Annotated in this window: 21 protein-coding genes; 11 read left to right on the forward strand and 10 right to left on the reverse strand. The window is 72.1% G+C overall.

Translation table 11 applies throughout. From position 1 onward, the window contains the following. The first annotated feature begins 88 nt into the window (after window positions 1-88). From LHJ74_RS26760 to LHJ74_RS26785, 6 genes are all read left to right on the forward strand, one after another. Window positions 89-2,047 carry a DUF5107 domain-containing protein gene (locus LHJ74_RS26760; RefSeq protein ID WP_260220963.1) on the forward strand — a complete coding sequence of 653 codons (1,959 nt, stop codon included), beginning with the start codon at window positions 89-91 and terminating at the stop codon, window positions 2,045-2,047. 312 nt (window positions 2,048-2,359) lie between these two features. Further along, window positions 2,360-3,121: a DeoR/GlpR family DNA-binding transcription regulator gene (locus LHJ74_RS26765; RefSeq protein ID WP_260220835.1), complete on the forward strand. Its 762-nt coding sequence runs from the start codon at window positions 2,360-2,362 to the stop codon at window positions 3,119-3,121. A 192-nt stretch (window positions 3,122-3,313) separates the two neighbouring features. Next, window positions 3,314-4,669 (forward strand): ABC transporter substrate-binding protein, encoded by a 1,356-nt coding sequence (locus LHJ74_RS26770; protein ID WP_260220836.1) that lies wholly within the window; start codon window positions 3,314-3,316, stop codon window positions 4,667-4,669. Beyond that, entirely contained in the window at window positions 4,666-5,652 is a 987-nt protein-coding gene (locus LHJ74_RS26775; RefSeq protein WP_260220837.1) for a carbohydrate ABC transporter permease, read from the forward strand. Before LHJ74_RS26770 ends, LHJ74_RS26775 begins: the two co-directional genes overlap by 4 nt. Continuing rightward, on the forward strand, window positions 5,649-6,584 hold the full coding sequence (locus tag LHJ74_RS26780; protein WP_260220838.1) for a carbohydrate ABC transporter permease: 936 nt from the start codon (window positions 5,649-5,651) through the stop codon (window positions 6,582-6,584). The genes LHJ74_RS26775 and LHJ74_RS26780 overlap by 4 nt, the downstream gene beginning before the upstream one ends. After that, entirely contained in the window at window positions 6,581-7,579 is a 999-nt protein-coding gene (locus tag LHJ74_RS26785; protein WP_260220839.1) for a zinc-dependent alcohol dehydrogenase family protein, read from the forward strand. The genes LHJ74_RS26780 and LHJ74_RS26785 overlap by 4 nt, the downstream gene beginning before the upstream one ends. Before the next feature lie 142 nt (window positions 7,580-7,721). On the opposite strand, the gene LHJ74_RS26790 is transcribed toward LHJ74_RS26785, so the two are convergent. The 4 genes from LHJ74_RS26790 to LHJ74_RS26805 form a co-directional block, all read right to left on the reverse strand. Beyond that, the gene (locus LHJ74_RS26790; protein ID WP_375546846.1) at window positions 7,722-8,291 is read right to left on the reverse strand and encodes a hypothetical protein; all 570 of its coding nucleotides are present in this window, start codon (window positions 8,289-8,291) and stop codon (window positions 7,722-7,724) included. Continuing rightward, window positions 8,288-8,560: an SseB family protein gene (locus LHJ74_RS26795; protein WP_260220840.1), complete on the reverse strand. Its 273-nt coding sequence runs from the start codon at window positions 8,558-8,560 to the stop codon at window positions 8,288-8,290. Before LHJ74_RS26795 ends, LHJ74_RS26790 begins: the two co-directional genes overlap by 4 nt. Window positions 8,561-8,908: 348 nt before the next feature. Next, a complete protein-coding gene (locus tag LHJ74_RS26800; RefSeq protein WP_260220841.1) occupies window positions 8,909-9,184 on the reverse strand; it encodes a hypothetical protein in 276 nt (91 codons plus the stop codon). After that, complete coding sequence (locus tag LHJ74_RS26805) at window positions 9,144-10,820, reverse strand: acyl-CoA dehydrogenase family protein (RefSeq protein ID WP_260220842.1); 1,677 nt, start codon at window positions 10,818-10,820, stop codon at window positions 9,144-9,146. The genes LHJ74_RS26800 and LHJ74_RS26805 overlap by 41 nt, the downstream gene beginning before the upstream one ends. Window positions 10,821-10,907: 87 nt before the next feature. Between LHJ74_RS26805 and LHJ74_RS26810 the strand changes: the two genes are divergently transcribed. Next, window positions 10,908-11,690 carry a PaaX family transcriptional regulator C-terminal domain-containing protein gene (locus LHJ74_RS26810; protein ID WP_260220843.1) on the forward strand — a complete coding sequence of 261 codons (783 nt, stop codon included), beginning with the start codon at window positions 10,908-10,910 and terminating at the stop codon, window positions 11,688-11,690. A gap of 97 nt (window positions 11,691-11,787) precedes the next feature. Here the strand turns inward: LHJ74_RS26810 and LHJ74_RS26815 are convergent, their stop codons facing one another. Then, window positions 11,788-12,144, reverse strand: coding sequence for a VOC family protein (locus LHJ74_RS26815; protein ID WP_260220844.1), 357 nt, complete (start codon window positions 12,142-12,144; stop codon window positions 11,788-11,790). Between the two features lie 89 nt (window positions 12,145-12,233). Between LHJ74_RS26815 and LHJ74_RS26820 the strand changes: the two genes are divergently transcribed. Next, window positions 12,234-12,734: a ribonuclease FAU-1 family protein gene (locus tag LHJ74_RS26820; RefSeq protein ID WP_260220845.1), complete on the forward strand. Its 501-nt coding sequence runs from the start codon at window positions 12,234-12,236 to the stop codon at window positions 12,732-12,734. Window positions 12,735-12,758: 24 nt separating this feature from the next. Here LHJ74_RS26820 and LHJ74_RS26825 read toward each other — a convergent pair whose 3' ends face one another. Continuing rightward, window positions 12,759-15,215, reverse strand: a complete 2,457-nt coding sequence (locus LHJ74_RS26825; protein WP_260220846.1) for a ThuA domain-containing protein — start codon at window positions 15,213-15,215, stop codon at window positions 12,759-12,761. A 280-nt stretch (window positions 15,216-15,495) separates the two neighbouring features. Here LHJ74_RS26825 and LHJ74_RS26830 point away from each other — a divergent pair, with 280 nt between their 5' ends. Further along, entirely contained in the window at window positions 15,496-16,656 is a 1,161-nt protein-coding gene (locus LHJ74_RS26830) for an aminotransferase class I/II-fold pyridoxal phosphate-dependent enzyme (RefSeq protein WP_260220847.1), read from the forward strand. A gap of 317 nt (window positions 16,657-16,973) precedes the next feature. Here LHJ74_RS26830 and LHJ74_RS26835 read toward each other — a convergent pair whose 3' ends face one another. Next, the gene (locus LHJ74_RS26835) at window positions 16,974-17,618 is read right to left on the reverse strand and encodes a dihydrofolate reductase family protein (RefSeq protein WP_260220848.1); all 645 of its coding nucleotides are present in this window, start codon (window positions 17,616-17,618) and stop codon (window positions 16,974-16,976) included. Between the two features lie 155 nt (window positions 17,619-17,773). Next, window positions 17,774-19,807, reverse strand: coding sequence for an AfsR/SARP family transcriptional regulator (locus tag LHJ74_RS26840; RefSeq protein ID WP_260220849.1), 2,034 nt, complete (start codon window positions 19,805-19,807; stop codon window positions 17,774-17,776). Between the two features lie 220 nt (window positions 19,808-20,027). Between LHJ74_RS26840 and LHJ74_RS26845 the strand changes: the two genes are divergently transcribed. After that, window positions 20,028-20,906, forward strand: coding sequence for an alpha/beta fold hydrolase (locus LHJ74_RS26845; RefSeq protein ID WP_260220965.1), 879 nt, complete (start codon window positions 20,028-20,030; stop codon window positions 20,904-20,906). A 46-nt stretch (window positions 20,907-20,952) separates the two neighbouring features. Here LHJ74_RS26845 and LHJ74_RS26850 read toward each other — a convergent pair whose 3' ends face one another. Together LHJ74_RS26850 and LHJ74_RS26855 are read right to left on the reverse strand one after the other, a co-directional pair. After that, window positions 20,953-21,624 (reverse strand): DedA family protein, encoded by a 672-nt coding sequence (locus LHJ74_RS26850; protein WP_260220850.1) that lies wholly within the window; start codon window positions 21,622-21,624, stop codon window positions 20,953-20,955. Further along, a complete protein-coding gene (locus LHJ74_RS26855; RefSeq protein WP_260220851.1) occupies window positions 21,621-22,397 on the reverse strand; it encodes an MBL fold metallo-hydrolase in 777 nt (258 codons plus the stop codon). The genes LHJ74_RS26850 and LHJ74_RS26855 overlap by 4 nt, the downstream gene beginning before the upstream one ends. A 310-nt stretch (window positions 22,398-22,707) precedes the next feature. On the opposite strand from LHJ74_RS26855, the gene LHJ74_RS26860 reads away from it, so the two are divergent. Continuing rightward, entirely contained in the window at window positions 22,708-24,810 is a 2,103-nt protein-coding gene (locus LHJ74_RS26860) for a phage holin family protein (protein WP_260220966.1), read from the forward strand. Window positions 24,811-24,888 lie beyond the last annotated feature (78 nt).

Genomic DNA, 24,888 nt, shown 5'->3' on the forward strand with positions numbered 1-24,888 from the left:
CAACGGAGTACCGCAAGTGAGCACCGAAACCAGCACACGCGGGTTTCCTCCCGGCGCAGCCGGGCCCGCAGAGAGCGAGGCAGCAGCCGTGGCCACCACCGTACGCAGCAGCACTCTGACCCTGCCCGCCGCAGCCGTCGGCGCCGAGAACCCTCTCCCTCCGCTGCTCCCGCTGGACGAGGCGCACTCGATCCCGGACGCCCAGCGGGCCGAGCTGCCCCCCGAGATGGCCCGCCAGGTGGGCTACGAGCCGCTGCGGTCGGTGCTGCCCGCCCGCGTGCTCGACGGATACTCCCGCGAGCGCACCGCCACCGTGCTGGACACGATCGTGATCGAGAACGACCGGCTGCGCGCGACCGTGCTGCCGGGCCTCGGCGGGCGGGTGTACTCACTGCACCACAAGCCGACCGGGCGCGAGCTGCTGTACACCAACCCCGTCCTCCAGCCCGCCGACTTCGCGCTCAACGGCGCCTGGTTCTCCGGCGGCATCGAGTGGAACATCGGCGCGACCGGCCATACGACCCTCTCCTGCGCGCCGGTGCACGCCGCGCGCGTACCGGCTCCCGACGGCGGCGAGATGCTGCGCCTGTGGGAGTGGGAGCGGCTGCGCGACACGCCCTTCCAGGTCGACCTGTGGATGCCGGAGGGTTCGGACTTCCTGCACGTCGGTGTCCGTATCCGCAATCCGCATGACCGTGCGGTGCCCGTCTACTGGTGGTCGAACATCGCCGTCCCTGAGCATGAGCGCACCCGGGTGCTGGTGCCCGCCGAGGAGACCTGGCACTTCGGCTACGAGCGCAGCCTGCGCCGGATCCCGGTCCCGCACTGGCGCGGCGCGGACCGCAGCTATCCGCTGCGCAGCGACTTCCCCGCCGACTACTTCTACGAGGTGCCCCGGGAGTCGCGGAAGTGGATCGCCTCGCTCGACGAGCGGGGGCAGGGGCTCGTGCAGACCTCCACCGATCTGCTGCGTGGCCGGAAGCTGTTCGTGTGGGGCTCCGGGCCGGGCGGCCGCCGCTGGCAGCAGTGGCTCACGGAGAGCGGCACTCCGGGCTATGCCGAAATCCAGGCAGGTCTTGCCCGTACGCAGCTGGAGCACATACCGCTGGAGGCAGGTGAGGAGTTCGCCTGGCTGGAGGCGTACGGGCCGCTCGACGCCGATCCGGACGCGGTGCACGGCGAGGACTGGCACGCCGCCCGCGAGCAGGTCTCGTCCCGTCTGGAGGCGGCGCTGCCGCGCGCGGAGGTGGAGGCCGCGTACGCCGCGTGGCGTCCCTGTGCCGACGCCGATCCCAAGGGGCCGCCGCTCGCCACCGGTTCCGGCTGGGGCGCGCTGGAGGTGGCGCGCGGCGGTCACCGGCTGCCGGGTACGCCGTTCACCGAGGACACTCTGGGGCCGGAGCAGCAGCCGTGGCTTCACTTGCTCACCACCGGCAGCCTGCCGGACGCCGACCTTCAGGACGGCGTCCCGCCGGGGCCCTCGCTGGTCTCCGCCGCCTGGCGCGACCAGCTGGAGTGCGCCCCCTCCGGTGCGTTGACCGACTACCACCTGGGCGTCGCGCAGTGGCATGCCGGGGATCACGCGCAGGCCGTACGCAGCTGGGAGCGGTCGTGTGCGGCGGCCGAGTCGCCCTGGGCGCTGCGGTGCCTTGCCTTCGCCGACGCCTACGACGCCGCGACCGGGCTCCATCCGCAGCGGGCAGCCGATCGTGCGCTGGCGGCCCTGGAGCGGGTCACCGAGGTGCGGGCGCTGGCCGCGCTGGTGCGGGAGGCGGTGCCGCTGCTGCTGGCCGCGGGGCGCTCCGCGGACGCACGCGGGGCGCTGGACCGGCTGCCTCCCGCCCAGCGGGAGCGGGGGCGCTTCCGGCTGCTGGACGCGCGGGTGCTGATCGCGGAGGGGGACAAGGAGGCGGCCCGCGCCGTCTTCGCCGCCGGTTTCGAGGTGGACGACCTGCGCGAGGGCGACGAGGTCCTGAGCGACACCTGGGCCGCCCTCACCGACGAACCGCTGCCGGACGCCTACGAGTTCAGGATGCGCCCCGCCTGACCCGCAACGGGGCGAGGGGGAGCGGCTGACCGAGCGGGCGCCACTGACCGAGCGGGCGCCCGCTGCGGAGAAACGGGCGCAGAACGGGCGGCTCGGCGGCAAGAGCGGGCAGTGGTGCAGGTCACTGCCCGCGCTGTTTCTCCCGGCCCGAGCCGTCCCGGCCTGTTGCGGACCGGGCGCAAACGGGCACGATCGCGTTTGCGGCAAGCCTGTTCGCCGCCTGCGACCGCAGGTACAACTCTTCACACGGGCCGGAACGGGCCTGAACGGGCACATCGGCGCCCGTACGGAGCGAAGAGGAGGTGGCACGGCATGAGCGCGGAGGAAAGGCGGCGCGAGATCGTCGGTACGGCCCGCCGCGGGGGTTCCGTCGAGGTCGCCGAGCTCGCGGTCGCTCTCGGCGTCGCCAAGGAGACCGTCCGCCGCGACCTTCGGGTCCTGGAGTCCTACGGTCTGCTGCGGCGCACGCACGGCGGCGCGTACCCGGTGGAGAGCGCGGGTTTCGAGACCACGCTCGCCTTCCGTACCACCATGCACGTACCCGAGAAACGCCGGATCGCCGAGGCCTCCGCCGAACTCCTGGGCGAGGCCGAAACGGTCTTCATCGATGAGGGCTTCACCCCGCAGCTCATCGCGGAGGCGCTGCCGCGTGACCGCCCCCTCACGGTGGTCACCGCCTCTCTGCCGGTGGCCGGATCGCTCGCGGGCGCGGGCGAGTTCACCGTGCTGCTGCTGGGCGGCCGGGTACGCGGCGGCACCCTGGGCACAGTCGACCACTGGACCACCCGGATGCTCTCCGGATTCGTCATCGACCTGGCGTACATCGGAGCCAACGGCATCTCCCGCGAGCACGGACTGACCACCCCCGATCCGGCCGTCAGCGAGGTGAAGGCCCGGGCCATGCAGGCATCTCGACGCCGGGTCTTCACCGGAATGCACACCAAATTCGCCGCAGTGAGCTTCTGCCGTTTCGCCGAGGTGGGAGAGTTCGAGGCCATCGTCACGACCACCGGTCTGCCCGCCGCCGAGGCCCACCGCTACTCCCTTCAGGGACCCCAGGTCATCCGGGTCTGACACCCGGCACCGCACCAGCGCAGCCCGCATTCCCGCAGCCCGCAATCACGCCGCTCGCAGCCACCCCGCTCGCCTCCACGTATCACGCGTCGCGGACCTCCCGCAGCGTCACCACGCCGTGCGGGCGGCGCGGCCGAGTCCGTCCTCAAGATGCCCCCATACCGCGCAACAGACAAGAAACCGGAGACTGACATGGGCAGTCACAGCCGACATCCCGCGCGTGCTCTCATCGCCGTGGCGGCGGCCGGAAGCCTTCTGGCCGCCTGCAGCGGTGCGGGGGGCGGCGGTTCCTCGGAAGGCGACTCCATCAACGTCCTGATGGTCAACAACCCGCAGATGGCCGACCTGCAGAAGCTGACCGCCGAGCACTTCACCGAGAAGACCGGCATCGAGGTCAACTTCACCGTCCTCCCCGAGAACGAGGTCCGCGACAAGATCGGCCAGGACTTCTCCAACCAGGCCGGACAGTACGACGTCGCCACGATCAGCAACTACGAGACGCCGATCTACGCGAAGAACGGCTGGCTGCACCCGCTGGACCCGTACATCGCCAAGGACAAGGCGTTCGACCAGGAGGACATCCTCGACCCCATGCGGCAGTCGCTCACCGCGGACGGCAAGGTATACGCCGAGCCGTTCTACGGAGAGTCGTCGTTTCTGATGTACCGCGAGGACGTCCTCAAGAAGCACGACCTGAAGATGCCGGAGCAGCCCACCTGGCAGCAGGTCGCCGACATCGCCGCCGAGGTGGACGGCGCCGAGAAGGACATGGCCGGGATCTGCCTGCGCGGACTGCCCGGCTGGGGCGAACTGATAGCCCCGCTGACCAGCGTCGTCAACACCATGGGCGGCACCTGGTTCGACAAGGACTGGAACGCCCAGCTCGACTCTCCCGAGTTCACGAAGGCGACCAAGTTCTACGTCGACCTGGTGCGCGAGCACGGCGAGTCCGGTGCCGCCCAGGCCGGTTACGCCGAGTGCCTGAACAACATGACGCAGGGCAAGACGGCGATGTGGTACGACGCCACCGCCGGAGCCGGCTCGCTGGAGGCCGCGAAGTCCCCGGTCAAGGGCAAGATCGGATATGTGCCCGCCCCGGTCGACAAGACCAGCAGCTCGGGCTGGCTCTACACGTGGGCCTGGGCGATGCAGAAGGCCTCGGGCAACGCGGACAACGCCTGGAAGTTCATCTCCTGGGCCTCCAGCAAGGAGTACGAGGAGCTGGTGGGCAAGGAGATCGGCTGGGCCAACGTACCCGCCGGGAAGCGCGCCTCCACCTACGAGAACCCGCAGTACCAGAAGGCGGCGAAGGCATTCCACGAAGTGACGCATGAGGCGATCAGTGCCGCCAACCCGCGCGATCCGGGTGTGCAGAAGCGTCCGGCCCCCGGCATCCAGTTCGTCGGCATCCCGGAGTTCACCGACCTGGGCACCAAGGTCTCCCAGGAGATCAGCGCCGCCATCGCCGGCCGCCAGACCGTCGACGAGGCGCTGAAGAAGTCCCAGAAACTGGCCGAGAAGGTCGGCGAGGAGCAGCGGAGCCGATGACAACTCCGCCGAAGACCCTCGCGCCGCGCACCGGCGCCGCGCCCCCGGGGCAGCCCCGCTCCCCGGCACCCCCGACCGCCTCCTCGCGGCGCCTCAAGGCATGGGCGACCCGCGCCCCGCTGCTGCCCGCCCTGATCTTCCTCATCGTCGTCACCCAGTTGCCGTTCGTGGCGACACTCTTCATCTCCCTGTTCGAGTGGAACTCGCTCTACCCGGACGCACGTGAGTTCGCGGGCATCTCCAACTACGGCACGGTGCTCTCCGACGCGGCACTGCGCGAGTCGGTGCTCACCACGGCTGTGCTCACCGCCGCGGTGGTGCTGGTGAGCCTGGTGCTCGGGCTGGTGCTCGCGCTGCTGCTGGACCGCACGTTCAAGGGACGCGGGCTGGTGCGCACCATGCTCATCACCCCGTTCCTGCTGGTCCCGGTGGCGGCGGCGCTGCTGTGGAAGCACGTGCTCTTCAACGCGGAGTACGGGCTGTTCAACGGCCTGATCAACCGGGGTGCCGGGCTCGTGGGCATCGACGACCCGGTGCAGCCGGACTGGATCTCCGAAATGCCGCTGCTGGCGATCGAGGCCTCACTGATCTGGCAGTGGACGCCGTTCATGATGCTGATCCTGCTGGCCGGGCTGCAGAGCCGCCCGCTGGACATGATCGAGGCGGCCCGGCTCGACGGAGCGGACAGCTGGCAGATCTTCCGCTACCTCACGTTGCCGCATCTGCGCCGCTATCTGGAGCTGGGGGCGCTGCTCGGCTCCATCTACATCGTGCAGAACTTCGACGCCGTCTTCACGCTCACCTCCGGCGGGCTCGGCACCGCCAACCTGCCCTACACGATCTACGAGACCTTCTACCGGGCGCACGAGTACGGCATGGCGTCGGCCGCCGGTGTGCTCGTGGTGATCGGATCGATCCTCATTGCCACCTTCGCACTGCGCGTGGTGTCGTCCCTCTTCAGCGGGGAGGTGTCCCGGGCATGACGACGGCCGAGACCACCACCAAGTCCACCTCCACGTTCGCGTCCAAATCGAGGGCGGCGCGCGCTCGCGCCGGACTCCGCAAGGACCCGGAACCCACCGTCGTACGCCGTGCCCGGCGGCGCGGAGCCGCGCTGGGGCTGCTGGCCTGGCTGGCGGGAATCCTCTTCTTCCTGCCGGTCGCCTGGATGGCGCTCACCTCCTTTCACTCGGAGGCGGACGCCGCCACCAACCCGCCCTCGCTCGGTGCGCCGCTCACCCTGGACGGCTACCGGGAGTTCTTCGGCGCCGGGGGAGGGGCCAGCCCCTGGCCCCCGCTGATCAACTCGATGACGGCCTCCGTCGTCTCGACCGTACTGGTGCTGCTGCTCGCGCTGCCGGCGGCGTACGCGCTGTCCATCAAGCCGGTGCACAAGTGGCGGGACGTGCTGTTCTTCTTCCTGTCCACCAAGATGCTGCCGGTGGTCGCCGGGCTGCTGCCGGTGTATCTGTTCGCCAAGAACACGGGCATGCTCGACAACATCTGGCTGCTGGTCATCCTCTACACCGCGATGAATCTGCCGATCGCCGTCTGGATGATGCAGTCCTTCCTCGCCGAGGTGCCCGTCTCGCTGATCGAGGCCGCACAGATCGACGGCGCGCGGCTGCCCACCATCCTGGCCAGGGTGATCGCCCCCATCGCCGGTCCGGGGATGGCGGCCACCGCGCTGATCTGCTTCATCTTCAGCTGGAACGAGATGCTCTTCGCGCGGGTGCTCACCGGCGTGACGGCCCAGACCGCCCCCGTCTTCCTGACCAGCTTCATCACCAGCCAGGGCCTGTTCCTGGCCAAGGTGTGCGCTGCCTCTCTGATGATCTCCCTCCCGGTGCTCGCCGCCGGGTACGCCGCCCAGGACAAACTCGTCCAGGGCCTGTCGCTAGGAGCTGTGAAATGAAGGCCGCACTCGTCGAGGCGCCCGGCAAGGTCTCGATCACCACTGTGCCCGACCCCGCCCCCGGACCGCGCGATGTCGTGGTGAAGGTGGCCGCCTGCGGCCTGTGCGGCACCGATCTGCACATCCTTCAGGGAGAGTTCGCCCCCTCGCTGCCGCTGGTGCCGGGCCATGAGTTCGCGGGGGAGGTCGTCGGCCTCGGCGCCGACGTCACCGAACTGTCGGAGGGCGACCGGGTCGCGGTCGACCCCTCGCTCTACTGCCACGAGTGCCGCTACTGCCGGGTCGGGCACAACAACATGTGCGACCGCTGGGCCGCCATCGGCGTCACCACGGCGGGCGGCGCGGCGGAGTACGCGGTGGCCCCGGTCGCCAACTGCGTGCGCCTCCCGGACCACGTACGCACGCAGGACGCCGCGCTCATCGAGCCGCTGTCCTGCGCGGTGCGCGGCTATGACGTGCTGAAGAGCCAACTGGGCGCCCACGTCCTGGTCTACGGCTCCGGGACGATGGGGCTGATGATGCTCGAACTCGCCAAGCGCACCGGGGCCGCTTCGGTGGACGTGCTCGACCTCAACCCCGAGCGGCTCGCCACCGCCCGCACCCTGGGCTGCTCCTCGGCGGCGGCCACCGCCGACGAACTGGACCAGCCGCGAGGCTGGGATCTGGTGATCGACGCGACGGGCAACGCCGCCGCGATCCAGGACGGCCTCTCCCGGGTCGCCAAGGCGGGCACCTTCCTGCAGTTCGGCGTCTCGGACTACGCCACCACCGCGACGATCGAGCCGTACCGCATCTACAACCAGGAGATCACGATCACCGGATCCATGGCCGTGCTGCACAGTTACGAGAGGGCGGCGGAACTCTTCGCGGCGGGCGTGCTCGACCCCGACGTCTTCATCAGCGACCGGGTGCCGCTGGAGAGCTACCCGGCCGCGTTGGACCAGTTCGCCTCGGGCACGGGCCGCAAGATCCTGGTGGTGCCCGATCTGCCCTGAGTTCTGAGCCCTGAGTTCTCACTTCCGGGAAACCGCGCACCCGGCTCCCGCCCGCACCCGCGGTCGGGAGCCGCCTGTGATCAACCCCAGACCGCGGTCAGGTCCATTCGTTCGACCGTGCCGCCCTCGATCGCGTCACGAGTCATATGATCGGCCCCCCGCCGCCGCCGTCGGTGACCCAGCCGCCGTCGTAGAGCTTGCGCGGGTTGGTGGGCAGATCCTGGACCCCGCCCGAGTTGTCCGAACCGCCGGAGCCGGAACCGCCGTCGTCGAGCCAGGGTTCCTGGTAGATCTGGGGCGGCGGGTCGAACTTGGGCCGGTGCCCGTCCTCCCACGCCTTCAGCCCGTACTCGCCGAACGGCAGCTTGGCGAGGTTGTCCTCGGTCGGCGCGAAGTGCTTGATGCCCAGCAGATCGGCGAGGATATAGGCGGCGATGACCTGCCGCAGCGTCTCCACGACGGTGTCCGTGTGCTCCGCGACCTTCCCCATGCCGTGGCCCCATTGCGAGAGCACGTCCTCGGCCGACTGCACGATCTCGAAGGTGGCCGAGTCGTAGATGGTGTCGGCCAGCGGCTTCCAGTCGCTCTTGATCTTGCGTGCGGCGACGACGGACTCCTCGAGCGGCTTCATGATCTTGCGCACCGAGGCGATCTCGATCCGGTAGCCGTCCCCCGGCTTCACCTCGCCGGACTCTCCGCCAGGGCTCGTCACCGTGCTTCCCTCTCCGTGCCCGAGGCCCGCAGCGCCTCCGTGTCCAGCAGGAACGCGCCAGGTCCGAGCGGGTCGACCAACACGCGTACACCCTCGGGCAGCAGCTCCACCAGATCCGCGGCAGTCGTGGACGCCCACTCGCACGGCCCGGCGAACAGCCCGAGCCGTGCCCAGGAGGTGAAGACCGGCACGACCGGGCCCTCGTCCGTCTCCGAGACCAGGAAGCCCGGCTTCTCCGGCCGTTGGAAGTAGAGACGTGCGGAACGCATAGTCGCCAAACGTTCCGAATGAGACATCCGCGCTGCCGCTTCCTTGCGGACGAGATCATGCAACGACATCTCTTCTCCCCCCACCGATCCGCGTCGTCACCGGCTGAACACCCTGTGTGCGCCACCCGGGTGCTCTGGTGGCACTGCATTCTTCCTGCTGGCCAGGAGCATCACGGCGAGTCTAGCCGGGTGATGTCCGTGAAGTGTCCGCAGAGTTGCGCGCGCGGTTCCTGGTTCCGTAACGCTTCACGATCGCGACGGCTGCGCTTGGAGGGGCGAGTGGCTGAATTCCACTGGTACTGCGCTGTGCTGCGCGGGGGCGGGGCGAGGCGGGGTGGGACGGGGTGGTCAGCGTGTGACGTCGACGGGGTAGGTGCCGAGCCGGACGGCCTGGCTGAAGTCCAGGCCCGCCGAGGCCAGTGCGACCCCGGGGCCGCCGGTGCGGGCCCGTACGGCCGGTGCGCCGGGGACCGGCGCGTTCGCGAAGCAGCGTCGCGTCCCGTTCCGGATGGTGCCTGCCGGAATCAGCGAGGCGAGTGAGGGGGCAGCGGGCGGCGGAGTGACGGGCCGCCGCCCGCCGCGCTCACGCGGAGGCTGTGCCCGCCGCATCGGCGGGGCGGGCACGGTCCAGGATGGTGCCGAAGTCCGTACCCGCCGGGAGGGTCCCGAAGGCGTGCCCCCAGTCGCCGCCCAGCCGCGAGGCGCAGAACGCGTCCGCGACCGCTGCCGGGCTGTGGCGCACCAGCAGCGAGCCCTGGAGCACCAGCGCCATCCGCTCGGCCAGTCCGCGTGCACGCAGTTGCGCCTGCGCCGGATCGGCCGAACCGGCAACCTCGGCGAGGTCCTTGCGGAGCGCGTCCACCGCCGCGTCGAGCCGCCGGTCGGACCCGGCCGCGCGCTCCACCTCGCCGAAGAACGCGTCCAGCGTGCCCGGGTCCTTCATGAGGGCACGCAGCACGTCCAGCGCCGCGACGTTCCCCGAGCCCTCCCAGATCGACAGCAGCGGCGCCTCCCGGTAGAGCCTCGGCATGCCGGACTCCTCCACATAGCCGTTGCCGCCCAGGCACTCCAGCGACTCCGCCGTGTGTGCGCTGCCCCGCTTGCACACCCAGTACTTGCCCGCGGCCAGCCCCACCCTGCGCAGCGCCGCCTCGCCCGTGTCCCCGGACAGCGACCGGTCCAGGGCGGCGGCCAGCCGCATCGCGAGCAGAGTCGCGGCCTCCGACTCCACCGCGAGGTCGGCCAGTACGTTGCGCATCAGCGGCTGCTCGGCCAGCCGGGCGCCGAACGCGCGGCGGTGCCGGGTGTGGTGCAGGGCGAGACGGAGCCCCGCCCGCATGCCCGCCGCCGAGCCGAGCACACAGTCCAGCCGGGTCAGGTTGACCATCTCCACGATGGTGCGGACCCCGCGCCCCGGCTCGCCCACCCGCCAGGCCAGCGCGTCCTCGTACTCGATCTCGGCGGAGGCGTTCGAGTGGTTGCCCAGCTTCTCCTTCAGCCGCTGCAGCCGCAGCCCGTTGCGGGTGCCGTCGGGCAGGACGCGGGGGAGCAGGAAGCAGGTCGGGCCCTCGGCGGTCTGCGCCAGGGTGAGGAAGACATCGCTCATCGGCGCCGAAGTGAACCACTTGTGCCCGGTGATCCGGTACGCCTCCGCGCCGTCGCCCGGCGCGGGCACGGCGCGGGTGGTGTTCGTCCGGACGTCCGAGCCGCCCTGCTTCTCGGTCATCGACATCCCGGCGATCAGCCCCGACTTGCCCAGCGGCGGACGCAGCCCGTAGTCGTACGCACGGGACGCGAGCAGCGGCTCGTACGCCTGGGCCAGCTCGGGCTGGGCGCGCAGCGGGGCGACGGCGGCGTACGTCATCGAGACGGGGCAGCCGTGCCCCGCCTCCGCCTGGGACCAGGCGTAGAACTTCGCGGCCCGCAGCAGATGCGCACCCGCGCGCGTTTCCGCCCAGGGGGCGGCGTGCAGCCCTTGTTCCACGGCGGCCCGCATCAGCTCATGCCAGGCCGGGTGGAACTCCACCTCGTCGACGCGGTGGCCGAACCGGTCATGGGTGTGCAGCCGGGGCGGGCTCTCCTCCGCCTGCCGGGCCTGCTCCTGCACCTGGGGGGAACCGGCACGCGCGCCCAGCTCCCGCAGCTCCGTTTCCCCCCAGCCCGCGCCGTCGCGCCGCAGCGCCTCCAGCAGAGCGGGCTCGTCCGCCGTGCTGAAGCCGGTGAGCGGGGGCGCCTGGTTGAGGACTTCGTGAGTGGCCATACCCGAAACGTTACGCCTTCTGGATGCGTGAAGAGAAGTGGTAAGAGCGGGGTGAACGTTGCCTGAAGCACTAGGATCTCCGTACAGATGGACGACGACGGAACCCTCACGCTGCGGCCGCTCACGGCACGCTCCATCGTGCTGAGTACGCTGCTCGGTCACCACCCGCCCCGGCTGCCGGTGCGGGCGCTGGTCCGGGTGGGTGAACTCTTCTCCGTCGCGGAGGGCACCATCCGGGTCGCGCTCTCCCGGATGGTCGCCGCGGGCGACCTGGAGCAGCGCGACGGCATGTACGGCCTCACCGCGCGCTTGCTGGAGCGGCAGGCACGCCAGGACGACAGCCGCTCACCGCGCACCCGCGAGTGGGACGGCAGCTGGGAGATCGCGGTCGTCACCGTCGACCGCCGGGCTGCGGGCGAGCGTGCCGCGCTGCGCCAGGCGATGGCGCGGCTGCGCCTCGCCGAGCTGCGGGAAGGCAGCTGGCTGCGGCCCGCGAACCTGGACCGCCCGCAGCTGCCCGTCGTACGGGAGCAGTGCACGCGGCTGACCGGGGCGCCGGACGGTGACCCCGCCGCGCTCGCCGCGCTGCTCTGGGACCTGGACGGCTGGGCACGCCGGGCCCGCAGCCTGGAGGCGGCGCTGGAGCGGGTCCGTGCCCGGGTCCGCTCCGACGACACGGGGCTGGCCGGACAGTTCACCGTCTCGGCGGCCGTGCTGCGCCAGCTGCTGACCGATCCCGTGCTGCCGGACGCGCTGCTGCCGCCCGACTGGCCCGGCTCCCGGCTCCGGAGCAGCTACGACGCCTCGGAGCGCGAGCTGCACGAGGTGCTGCGCGCGTACGTCAGCCCGGACGGTGGCGGCGCGGACTGATTCCGGGGGGCCGCGTCGCCGCCCGGACGGCGGTCCGGTGCTCCGCCCCAGGGCACGGGGCGCAGGGGCGGAGCCCCTGGTTCCGGGTAGGGGCGGGTCAGCCCCCGGCGCCCTGGCGGTCGACGTACTCGAAAACCGAACCGTCGGGGTGCCGGGCGACCACATTGCGCCCGGCCGGACCCGGCTTCGGGCCCGCGATGATCTCGGCACCCACCGCCCGCAGGTCGGCGAGCGCCTCGTCCACGTCCTTCACGGCGAGCGTGGCGGCGATCCTGCGCAGCACGTCCAGATGTTCCGGGGGGCCGCTCATCAGGAAGAACGGTCCGACGGCGGCGACCGAGACGGGGCCCATCTCGAACCGGGCCGCCTCCGCGTCCGCGAGCTTCTCGTACACCGGAATCGCGGCGTCCAGATCGTCCACACAGACCCGCAGCGCAGTCCCCATAATCTCCATGCCGAGCAGCGTAGTTGGGTGCCGCCGTGCCCGCAGCCACGCCGGAAACGCCAATGCGTTCGCGACGGCCGGTGCGGCAGGATGGGCCCATGGACTCCAGGCTGATCAAAGGTGACCGGGTGACGGTCACGCTGCTCAAGCACGAGCGCCCCGAGGTGCGCTACCCCGCGACGGTGCTCGGCGACGACGGCACCCGCGCCGTGGTCAGCGCGCCCTGGGCCGGGCCGCCGGTGCGGGACTTCGGCTTCGTGCGCTTCGAGCGAGGCGACGTCTTCACCGAGTGCTACTGGCGAGACCGCTGGTACGCGGTGAAGGAGGTGCGCGACGGGGAGGGCGTGCTCAAGGGCTGGTACTGCGACATCACGCGCCCCGCCCGTGTCGAGTCCGGGTCCCTCGTCGTCACCGACCTGGAACTCGACCTGTGGGTCTCGGCCGACGGCAGCCAGGTGCTCCGGCTGGACGAGGACGAGTTCCTGGCCGCCGGTCTGACCGAATCCGACCCCGAGGCCGCCGCACGGGCGCGCCGGGCTCTGGATGAGCTCGACACCCTGGCCCGTACGGACGGCCTCACGGCCCTTACCGCGCTCTGACGGCCGCGGCGGCGAGCGGGCTCCTCACCGCTTGCCGCCGAGGAAGTCCCGGCCGGTCGGAGTGGGCGGCCCGCCCTCGTAGGTCACCCGCCAGAGTGCGGACTTCTCGTCGGCGTTGAAGAACCCGCGCCCGTAGTCCTGGACGTACAGCGAGCCGTCCGGGCCGAACTTCCAGCCCATCAGGTTCCTGATGCCGTCGTTGCCCGGTGGGATGATCGCGTCCAGGCTCTCGGCGTGCACCGGGAGGCCGCCGCTCGCCTCGCTGGCGGGATCGAACAGGAGTGCGTGGCGAGGCTGGTCGCTGTCGTAGTGGTCCCCGGCGAACCACTTGCCGTCCCAGTAGGCGGGCCACTTGCCGTCGCTCTGACTGTCCTCGTCGTAGCGGTAGACGGGGCCCGTCATGGCTGCCTGGACTCCGCCCTTGAGCCAGGGGAGCAGCAGCTGCTGCTCGTCCAGCCGGTAGCTGGGGACGCCCGCATCGTTCCGGGGGAAGTCCGGGGCTCCGCCCTGCGGGGAGTACCAGAGGTTGTTGTCACGGGCGGGCGGGATGTTCACCAGACCGTCGTTGTGGGGCGATTCGTTCTTGAGGTTGTCGCAGTCGTACCAGCCCAGCGGCTGGTCGGGGTCGGGCAGGTTGCGGTCGCGGTACGGCTGCCTGTTGCCCATGCAGTACGGCCAACCCTGGTTGCCCGCCGAGGTGATGACGGCGAAGGTCTCGTACTTCGCGGGCCCCCAGGTGGTGCTGGGCTGACCGGCGTCCGGTCCGACCCAGCCCGCGTACAGCTTGTCCGTCTCCTTGTCGACGGCGATACGGGACGGGTTGCGTACACCCATCACGTAGATCTCGGCGCGCGTCTTGCCGCCGCCCTCCTCCTCGCCGGTGAAGAGGTTGCCCTCCGGGACGGTGTAGCTCCCGTCCGGCTCTGGGTGGATGCGCAGGATCTTGCCGTTGAGGTTGTTGGTGTTGCCCGAGGTGCGGCGGGCATCGGCGAACGAGAGGCCCCGGAAGACCGGCTCGGGGTTGTTGCCCGAGTAACCGCCGGAGAACCCGGAGGAGTTGGTGTCACCGGTGGCGATGTAGAGATTGCCCTTCGAGTCCCAGTCCATTCCGCCGCCCGCGTGGCAGCAGCTGTGGATCTGCACGGGCCAGGACAGCAGCACCTTCTCGGAGGCCGGGTCGAGCTTGTCCGAGTCGGGGTCCAGGGTGAAACGCGAGACCCGGCGCTCGGCGGTGTGGGCGGAGCGGTCGATCTTCGAGTGCGGCGTCCAGTGCAGATAGATCCAGCCGCTGTCGGCGAAGTCCGGGGCGAGCGCGATGCCCAGCAGCCCTTCCTCGGTCTTCGTCAGTTCGCCGCCGCTGCCCTTGTCGCCGAAGACGTCGAGAGTGCCGGCGAGGTGTGACTGCTCGGTCTCCGGGTCCCAGATGTGCACGGTGCCCTCGCCGAGGCCGATGCGCGGGTCGTCCCAGTCGGTGACCACCGGCGAGCCCGGCATGCCTCCGGCGCGGCCGATGGAGAAGACCCGGCCGTCCTCGGCGATGTCCATGCCGTGCGGCTCGCCGATCTGGTCCAGCTCGCCGGGCTGGTTGGGCTGAGTCACCCGCTGCGCGTCGTAGTTGGCGGAGATCGTCGCCTGGCAGTCGGCTCGGGCCAGGCGGGTCGTCCACAGGAGGGCGCCGTGCAGGTGCTGACGGAAGTCGTCCTCGCCGAAACCGGCGACGGTGCCGCCCATCCCGGTGTAGAAGGACCGGCCGCCGTCGTAGTCGCGGCACCAGGACACCGGGTGATCCCAGCCGTTGGCTCCCGCTCCGGGCTCGTACGTGCTCTCCCGTACGCGGGCGACGGTGTGCACCTTGCCGCTCGGATTGTCCGTCCAGTTGAACCAGACGTCGTCACGCTCCCATTCCAGCGGGAGGCCGCTGGTGGCCGGATGGACGCGGTCGCCCACCTCCACGACCGCCTCCTGCGCTCCGTCCGGTCCGCCGTCCGCCGGGCGTGCGCCGAGGAGCCCGGTGAACCACGAGCTGTCCGGTTCGGCGCGTGCCGCGTCGTGCACACCGAGGAAACCGCCGCCGGAGCGGATGTACTCCGTGAACGCGGCCTCCTGCCCCGCGTTGAGCAGGTCGCCGCCGGCGGAGAGGAAGACGACGGCGTTGAAGGAGCGCAACTGGTCCGGGGTGAACGTGCCGGGGTCGTCGGTCACTTCGGTACGGAAGCCCTCGCCTGCCGGCGCTTCCGACCCGATCTCGGTGATCGCGGCGATGCCCGCCTCGGTCACCTCGCCCGGCGCGTCCGGGCCGTGGAAGACGAGCACCCGCGGGTCGGCCGTACCCGGCGCCTTCTTCCGTGCCTGCTTCAGTGCCTGGGCCTGCTGCCCGCTGTCTCCCCCATCGTCGTCGGCGCCCGCGGCGGAGGGGACCCCCGCCATCAGTGATCCGATCACGGTGGCGGTCAGTGCTAAGACGTACCTGCGTCTGCGCATGGCGCGTACACCTCTCGTAGGTGACTGCAACGCCCATGGAAGCTAAACGACTTTTGACGAGGCGCCAATGGCTATCACCGGAAACGGCCGAACTTTGTCCCTGTAGTGGTCAAACTCGGATGCGGCCTCGGCAGCACGTGGCGGTGGTGTACCGCTGGAGTGCCGGAGGTCGTGTCGGAGGTGGTGTCGGCCCGCCGACGCCGAGTTCTCTGGGACAGTGGGGACGGGTGTGAGCACGGGTGCGAGCACTGCGAGGGCGGAGCGGTGGAGGCGGGTTCGGATGCGGCACACCGACGCGGCGACGGCCGCCTGCGGCTACTGGCATCGGCGCGGACTGCCGACCCGCCCCGCACAGGCGGTCACCGCCCCCGGCGCACCGCTGCTGCTGCTCGCCGTGCTCGCGGCGGCCGACCGCGCGGCGGCGGACCAGACGGCGGGGCGGGCAAACGCGGCAAACGCGGCAAGCGGAGGCCGGGGAGGCGTGGGCGGCGGCGTGCTGCTGCCACGCCCCAGCGCCGCCTGGTACGCCCCCCAGGCGCGGCTGCTCGGCCGCCCGCTGCACCCCGTACCGGTGCCCGCCGAGTGCGGCGGCGTGCCCGACCCCGTCGCCCTGCGGGAGGCGGCGCGCCGCGCCCGTACAGCCGGAGTCGACCCCCGGGTGCTGCTGCTCTCGGTCGCCGATGACCCCACCGGCACCGCTGCGCCCCCCGAACTGCTGCACGAGGTGTGTGAGGCCGCATCGGACGAGGGACTGCTGATCGTCAGTGACGAGAGCTGGCGGGACGCCTGCCACGACCCGCACCACACGGTGATCGTCAGCCCGGCGGAGATGCTCGGGTCCGGCCGCACCGGATCGGTGGTCGTGCTCGCGGGAGTCGACGTCGCCCTCCCGCACCCCGGCGTCCGCGCGGGCATCGCCCGCTTCCAGGACACCGAGCACGGACGCGAACTCGGCGATCGGGTACGAGAGATCCTGGACGCCCTGGACACGGAGCTGCGCGGCCCCGACGACGCGGCAGTGGCCGAAGTGCTGGCCGAACCAGGCCCCGTACGGGAGCGGCGCACCGCCGAGGCCGCGCAGCACGGGGCGTTCGCCGCCGCCTTGCACGAAGTCCTCACCGAGGCGGGGGCCGTGTGCCGGCCCCCGCAGGTGGGCCGAGCGCTGTATGCCGACCTGCAGGAGCTGCGCCCACGTCTCGCGGCGCACGGAATCGAGGACGCGCCGGGGCTGGAAGCGGAGTTGGTACGGCGGCTGGGCTCGCACGTGCGCGGCGGCCACCGCTTCGGCGATGACCCGCGCGCACTCCGGGTGCGGCTGTCGACCGGGCTGCTGGGGCCGGTCGTGCCGGCCGAGGCGGAGGCGCGCCCGCTGGAACTGCCGGGCGTGCCCGAGGCGCTGGACGCCGTACGGGGTGCGCTGGCCGCGCTGACCGCCGGCTGACGCCGGGCGGCTCCCCGTCCGCGCGGGGAGCCGCCCGCTCAGGTCGTCCGCAGTGGCCTGATCCCGTGGAGGCCCCTCACCCGTTTGGCGCAAGGCCGTCGGTCTGGCGACGGCTTCTGGCACCTGGGTGGGGTGGGGCGTGACCTCGATCGAGCAGACGGCGTATCCGCCGGTCGAACGGCTGATCACCGCGTGTGAACTGCACTTGTTCTTCTCGCCGAGTCAGGGGGAAGCCGAGTGGGCGGCGGGCCGTACGCAGTCGTTTCCGGTGACCGGCCGACGGCGCGGACGAGTGCACAAACGGGTGGGCTCGCGCGTCACTTGCGCCAGAACAGGTGGTGCGTCACGCCGCTCGCGCTGGGCACGACGTCCAGGTGGAAGCGGTCGAGCAGCTCGTCGGGGGAATCCCAGAGCCGCACTCCGGTACCGAACTTCACCGGCGAGACCGCCACATGCAGGGTGTCGACGAGGTCGGCGTCGAGGAACTGCCGGATGGTGGTAGCCCCACCGCCGAGTCGGACGTCCTTGCCCTGCGCCGCCTCTCGCGCCTGGTCGAGAACCGTGGCCGGGTCGCCGTCGACGAAGTGGAACGTGGTGTCGGAGAGCGTGAACGAAGGACGCTTGTGGTGGGTCAGGACGAACACCGGGGTGCGGAAGGGGGGTTCGTCCCCCCACCAGCCCTGCCACTCGTGGTCCTGCCAGGGCCCGCGCTGGGGACCGAACTTGTTGCGGCCCATGATCTCGGCACCGATGTTGCGTGCGTAGTCCCGCGTGAGGTAGTCGTCCAGGCCCCGGCTCCCCCCGGGGTCGGTACGCATGGGCCAGCTCGCCGTGGCGCCGGCCCAGGCGAACAGCTTCCCGGGGTCGGCGTGGCCGAACGGACTCTCCAGGGTCTGGTCCTCACCGGCACCGATTCCGTCACTCGAGACATTGAAGTTCTGGACCCTCAGCAGCTGAGCCATGTGTTCCTCCTGCGTTGTCGCTAACAGTGGTGAGACTCTCCCGGCCGGGAAAACTCATCGCTGCGTCCGTGACCGGTTTCGGAGGCTGGGCTTGGAGCGGGATCCGAGGCCGCGTCGCGCCGAAGAGCTGAATCCCGCACCTGACCTGCCGGGTGCTACGGGTGGGACAGCGCCGAGGTGAGGGCCTTCAGGTGGCCGGAGACCGGGCCCAGGGTGAGCAGGCCGCTGCCCGCTCCGGCCAGTTCGGCGGAGGCGGGCGCCAGTTGCGTGGAGGCGCGCCGCATCACCGTGCGGTCGCCGACGAGGAGGGCTGCCCGCGCCAGGAGGCACCAGAGCGCCTCGAACAGCAGGTCGCGCGGCGGGGAAGCCACATCCCGCAGGGCTGCGCGGGCCCCGTCGTCGTCGCCCAGGGAGGCGTGCAGGAGGGGCCGCACCCAGGGCTCGTAGGGACCCCAGCCGCCCCGCCCCGCCATCCCGGCGATGCGGGCCGGGTCGTCGTGGCGGACGTACAGGCTCAGCTGGGCCAGCGGCAGCAGCCCCTGCGTGAGCCCCGGCATCCCGGCCCCGTCCAGGCAGGCGGCAGCCTCCTCGTACGCGGATTCGGCTGCGCCCATTGGCTCCGTCAGGGAGGTGCGCAGCGCGCGGTACCAGGTGGTGAAGACCGGCACGAGGGGGAGTTCGTGCTGTTCGGACAGCCTGTCGGCAGCCGCCGCATGCCGTTCGGCTCCCGCGAAGTCGGCCAGCGCACAGCGGGACTGCAGGCGGATGAGATGGCCCAGTACCTCGTAGGTGACGAGGTTGTTCTGCGCGGACAGCGACACGATCTCGGCCCCGATACCGTCGCGCCGGGCGGCCAGGCCCGCCCGGTGGAAGGTCTGCATGAAGACGCCGTTCAGGGCGAAGGCCAGCAGAGAGGTGTCATGGAGGCGCCGCGCGATCTGCTCCGCCTGCCGCGCGGCCTGGAACGCCCGCATCCCCGCCCGCGCCCGCATCCCCGCCCCCGCCCGCATCCCCGCCTCCGAAGGCCCTTGCTCGGCCGGGAGCGTGCCGCGGGACTCCACGGCGATGGTGGCGAGCAGCCGCCCGCGCGCGGCGTCGTGTTCCTCGGGCGGCAGCAGCCGCAGCGTCCGTTCCGCGGCTCCCACCAGCCACTCGGCCTGTGCCGGGTCGTCCGACCGGGTCCAGATCGCGGGCACGTCGTAGATGCCGATGACCCGCGCGGTGAGTTCGGGGTCGCCCAGCTGCTCCGCCGCGGCCACGGCCGCCACCCGGTGGCGCCGGGAGGCCTCTAGCCCACCGCCTCCGGTCACGGCCAGATCGCGCATGAGACCGGCCGTGGACTCCAGCCGCGTCCGGGCACGGGCGGGAACGGCGGACTCGTACGCCGCTGCGGCCTGGGCCCAGACCTGGGCCGCCGATCCGCCGGGACCGGGGTCCAGATGGTCCGCCTGGCGCAGCACGTCCGCTTCCAGGCGGCTCAGCCTCGGGCCGGGGTCCACCCCCAGTTGCTCGCCGAGCATCCGCCGTGCGCGTCTGAGCACGGACAGCGCGTCCGCCTGCCGTCCGGACCGGTAGAGGGCGAGCGCCAGCAGGTGCCAGGCGTCCTCGCGCCACGGATGCTCCGTTACGTGCGCGTCCAGATCCGGTACGGCCTCAGCGGCCACGCCCAGCGCGATGCGGGCTTCGGCGCGGCGTTCGACGGCCTGGAGTCGGAGCTCGGTCAGCCGGGAGCGTTCCGTGCGGGTCCACGGCTCGTCGGCGAAGTCGGCGTACGCAGGTCCCCGCCATGACGCCAGCGCCTCCGTGAGCCGGGCGACCAGTGCTGCAGGACGGAGATCCGCGGCGGCGTCGACGGCCTTCTCGAACCGCCAGGCGTCGACCTCGTCGTGCGCGGCCCGCAGCGCGTAGCCGGGGCCTTCGGTGACGAGGAGCCGGGCCGGTGTCCGTGGCGCCCGGTCGGGTTCGAGCGAGCGGCGCAGCGCGGAGACGAACGTACGAATCGTGCTGACCGCGTCTGCGGGAGGCTCCTCCCAGAGGTCGTCCACCAGCCGTGCGACCGGAACGACGCGCCGGCGGGCCACCAGGAGACGGGCCAGCACGGCGCGGTGCCGCGGCCCTTTGAGCGGGACGGTGTCGCCCGCCTCGTCCCAGGCGGTAACGGAGCCCAGGACCCCAAAGTCCACCTGCACGCCGGCGTCCGTCCTCGCGTCCTGAGTTCCTGAGTCCCTGAGTCCCGGTCCGTGGGCTCTGCGCTCCATCCCGGCGCTCCATCCCGGCCGGACAGGCCCCAACGTACCGCGCGCTCATCGGCTGCTCATTGAGGCCCCGCACTGTGGACGCATCGGGTGAGCGGACCGGCCGCCCCCACGCACCCCGACAGAAATTCACTTCAGCGAAATGAGCTCAGCCATGCAGCCCACCCTCACCGGATTCGACCACCAGCGAGTGGAAGTGGCCGAGGACGTCTTTCTCCACACCGCCGTCGGCGGCTCCGGCCCTCCGGTCGTCCTGCTGCACGGATTCCCGCAGACCCACTTGATGTGGCGCCATGTCGCGGCCGATCTCGCCGTCGACCACACCGTCATCTGCCCTGATCTGCGCGGTTACGGGGACAGTGACAAGCCCGCGGAGAAGGACGCCGACACCTACTCGAAGCGGACGATGGCACACGACATCGTCGCACTGGCGAAGAACCTGGGGCACGACCGCTTCGCCCTGGCCGGTCACGACCGCGGAGCGCTGGTGGCCTTCCGCGCCGGGCTGGACCACCCCGGCGCGATCACCCACCTGGCCTGCCTCGACGTACTGCCCACGCTCGACATGTGGGAGGCCCTGAACGGCACGGCCGCGGCGGTGGGGTTCCACCTGTACCTCATGGCGCAGCCGCCCGGCCTGCCCGAACAGATGATCACCGCAAGCGCGGACGCGTTCTTCGGCCACTTCCTCGACGTCTGGGCCCTCGACCCGAAGGCCGTCCCGGGCGAGGTCCGTGCCGCCTATCTGCGGGCCTGCCGTGCGGCCGTGCCCTCGATCGTCGCCGACTACCGCGCCTCGGCGGGCATCGACGTCGAGCACGACCTGGCCGACCGCGCGGCGGGCAGCCTGCTGACGATGCCGGTGGCCGTGCTCCAGCAGGACTGGGGCGCGGCCCTCGGCTATGAGGCCGCCGCACTGTGGGGCGCGTGGGCGGGCGACCTGCGGCACTCCACCGTCTCCTGCGGCCACTTCATGGCCGAGGAGGCTCCCGCCGACATCGCCGCAGCGCTGCGGGAACTCCTGGAGAGGTAGCCGCGCGGGCCGCGGCGCGGGGCCCACCGCCCGGCCGCGGGGCGGATCACTCCGCGGTGTCGTCGGGCCCCGTGCCGCGGGGACCGCGGCGGCGGAAGCGGCGGGTCAGGGCGGGGGCGGCGCTGAGCAGGAGGGTCAGCAATACAGCTGCCGCGACGCCCTGCCAGGGCTCCGGAAAGAGGGAGCCGCCCGCGACGCCGATCAGCTGGTAGGTCGCGGCCCACGCCAGACACGCCGGGATGTCGCCCCGGATGAAGTCCCGCATCCGCATCCGGGACATCAGGCAGGCCAGCATGACCGGGATCCGGCCGGCGGGCACCAGCCGCGAGATGACCAGTACGGTCACCCCGTGCCGCTCCAGCTTCTCCTGTGCCTGGGCCAGCCGTTCGGGCGCCGCCCGCTCCCGCAACTGCTCCAGCCAGCGCGAACCGTTGCGGGAGCCCATCCCGCGCTGGCCCAGCCAGTACAGGCCCAGGTCGCCGAGGAACGCGGCCAGCGCGGCGACCCCGAAGACCAGCGGCAGGGACACCAGCGGCATGCTCTGGTGGAAGGCGACAACCGCCGCCCCGCTGACGAGCGCGCCCGTCGGCACCACCGGCACCAGCGATCCGAAGACCACCAGCAGGAAGAGCGACGGGTAGCCCACGGCCTGCTGGGTCGACTCCGTCGGCAGGGCCCGCGCGGCGGCGAGCACTTCGTCCGTGATGCGGTCGATCATTCCGGTGGCTCCAGACGGGCGGTCTCGCCGTGCCGCAGCCGGTGCACCACGGCGCCCGGCGCGCGCAGCCCCGCCAGCCGGACGAACTCGTCACCGGGGGAGTGGAACTCGTGCGGCCGGACCGCGTCCATGCCGATCGGCCAGTACGTGCCGTAGTGCACGGGGACGGCGCTGTGCGCACCCAGCCGTACCAGCGCCTCCGCCGCACGGCCGGGATCCAGATGGCCCTCGCCGAGGTAGGGGCCCCAGCCGCCCACCGGCAGCAGCGCGATGTCCACCGGCCCGACGGCCCGCGCCATGTCGTCGAACAGGCCGGTGTCTCCGGCGAAGTAGGTACGGGCCTCGCCCTCCAGCACGAACCCGAGCGCCGGCGCGCGGTGTGAGCCGTAGGGCAGCCGCCGTCCGTCGTGCGCGGCGGGGACCACCCGTATCCGCACCGCACCGACCCGCGTCTCGTCGCCGGGTGCCACCTCAGTTACGTCCAGGACGGCGGTCAGTCGCCGGAGCCCCGGCACCGCGTCGGGCGCCCCGCGCGGCACCAGCACGAGGGTGCCGGGCGGGAGCTTGGAGAGCGAGCGGATGTGGAGATGGTCGGCGTGCAGATGGGAGACCAGCACCACGTCGGCGCGAGTCGCGGAGACGGGGGGCAGTGCTCCGCGGCGCCTGCGCAGGTGTGCCATGCGCCGTACCAGCAGCGGATCGGTGAGCACGGTGACACCCGAGTCCCGCACCGTGGCGGTGGCATGTCCCCACCACGTGACCTCCACCGGCACGGGCGCTCCTCCCGATCGCGGACGCGGCCGCGTGTCCGGCCCTCTATCCGGCCGCTCCGCGCCGACGCGGAGCCGCTCGCCTCCGACCCTACGACCTGGCAAGGCCCGCTCCGCCGTCCCGTCCGCCGTCCGCTCCGGGGGAAGGGCGTCCGGACGGTCATCCGTTGTGTGAAAGTGGAGGATGTCCCGCGTGCCGGATGGCGTGCGCGGACGCGGTGCGTGTCCCGGCCGCCGTGCGCCTCGTGAGCGCGGCGCGACCGGAACACCGCGGCTTCGGCGGAGACGAGGAGACCCGAGAGTGCGAGTGCGTATGCCTCCCTGGCGCGCCGTGGGCAGCACCGTGCTGCGGGTGCTCGCGGTGTGGGCGGTCAGCACCCTCACCATGCTGCTGCTCGCGGGCGGACTGCCCGATTTCCGGCTGCAGTCGGCCGACGGCGACACCGCCACCCGGATAGCCGTCACGGCCGGGATCGGCGCCGGAGCGTTCGGTGTGCTCAGCGCCCTGGTGTGGCCGGTCCTCGTGCGCGCCCTGCTGCTGGTGCCCGCGCTGGTGCTGGGCCTGCTGGTGTTCTTCCTCAACGGCTCACTCCTGTGGATCGCACTGCGGCTCGTCCCCGAACGCGGCGAGGTGAATCCCGAGACGGCCGTGGTGGTGGCGGCGGTGATGTCCGCCGCCTCCTCGGCGACGAGCACCTTCCTCGCCGTACGGGACGACGGCGCCTACCGCCGCAGGCTCGCCCGCCTCGCCGACCGGCGCCGCCGCCGGGCCGGAGCGGGCCCGCCCGAGGACACGCCCGGCACCGTCTTCCTCCAGCTGGACGGGGTCGGGCACGCGGTGCTGCGCGAGGCGATGGAGGGCGACAACCCGCTGATGCCGACCCTCGCCGGGATGTGCGGCGACACCCACCGGCTCACCCCGTGGCGCACCGACTGGTCCAGCCAGACCGGCGCCAGCCAGCTGGGCATCCTGCACGGCAGCAACGAGGACGTGCCCGCCTTCCGCTGGTACGAGAAGGAGACCGGCGAGGTGCTGGTCAGCAACCGCCCCAGCGGCGCCGCGGAACTCCAGCGCCGGGCCGTCGCCCGCACCGGCGGGTACGGACTGCTGGAGCGCGACGGAGCCAGCCGCGGCAACCTCTTCAGCGGCGGCGCGCGACAGCTCGCCCTGGTGCTGTCGGTCGCCGCCCGGCGCGGCCGGGACACCCGTTCCCGCGCCGGATACTTCGCCTACTTCGCGGACCCGGCGAACGCCACCCGCACCGCCGTCTCCTTCGTGGCCGAGATCTTCCGCGAGCTGACCCAGTCCGTCCGGGCCCGGCTGCGCGGGGACGCCCCACGGGTGCGGCGCGGTGGGCTCTACCCGCTGGTACGCGCCTTCGCCACCGTCGTGCAGCGCGATGTGGTGGTAGCGGCGGTGATCGGCGACATCCTCGGCGGCCGTACCGCCGTCTACGCCGACCTGGTGGCGTACGACGAGGTGGCGCACCACTCCGGACCGCGCGGCCGGGACACCCGGCAGGTGCTCCGCAGCCTCGACCGCGCCGTACGGCTGATCGTCAAGGCGGCCGACCACGCGCCGCGCCCGTACCGCATCGTGCTGCTCTCCGACCACGGGCAGAGTGCCGGGCAGACCTTCGCGGGCGCCTACGGGCTGACCCTGGAGGATCTCGTACGGGCAGGGTGCGGCCTGCCCGTACCGCGCCGCGCGGGGCGTACGCCCAGCGGCGCGGAGGCGCGGGCCGCGGCGAGGGTGGCGCTGCACCGTCCCGAGGAGGCGGGCCGCCACGAGGAGGTGCCCCGCAAGCCGCCGCGCAGCGCTGGGCCGGTGGTGCTCGCCTCCGGAAACCTCGGGCTGATCTCCTTCCCGGACGTGCCGGGCCGCATGTCGCGCGAGGCTATCGAGGCGCGGCACCCGGCGCTGCTGCGGGCGCTGGCCGATCATCCGGGCGTCGGCTTCCTGCTGGTCCACAGCGAGCGGCACGGGCCGGTGGTGATAGGTGCCGGAGCGTGCGAGCACCGGTTGGCGACGGGGGAGACGTTGGGGGAAACCGACCCGCTCGCCGTCTTCGGACCGGGGGCCGCCGCGGCGGTGCGCCGTACGGCGGGCTTTCCGCACGCTGCCGACATCATGGTCAACTCCTGTGTCGACCCGGCCTCCGGCGAGATACACGCCTTCGAGGAGCAGATCGGCTCGCACGGCGGGCTGGGCGGTGAGCAGAACCAGGCGTTCCTGCTGTCGCCCCTGCGGCTGTCGCCGCCGGTGTCCGAGGGTGAGCTGGTCGGTGCGGAGCAGGTGCACGGTGTGCTGCGGCGCTGGCTCAGGGAAGGGCGGGCGTCCGGCAGCCGCTGGGGCTCCGGGTCTCGTCGCCCCGACCAGCAGGACGAGCCGGTGCCCGGCGAGCGGGTGAGCTGACCGGTCGAGCCGGTCCGGCGGGCCGGTGCCGGAGACACGGGTGCCGCGGGCCGGTGCCGGAGACACCGGTGCCGCGGG

This window comes from Streptomyces gossypii (genome assembly GCF_025165795.1).
Lineage (GTDB): Bacteria > Actinomycetota > Actinomycetes > Streptomycetales > Streptomycetaceae > Streptomyces > Streptomyces gossypii.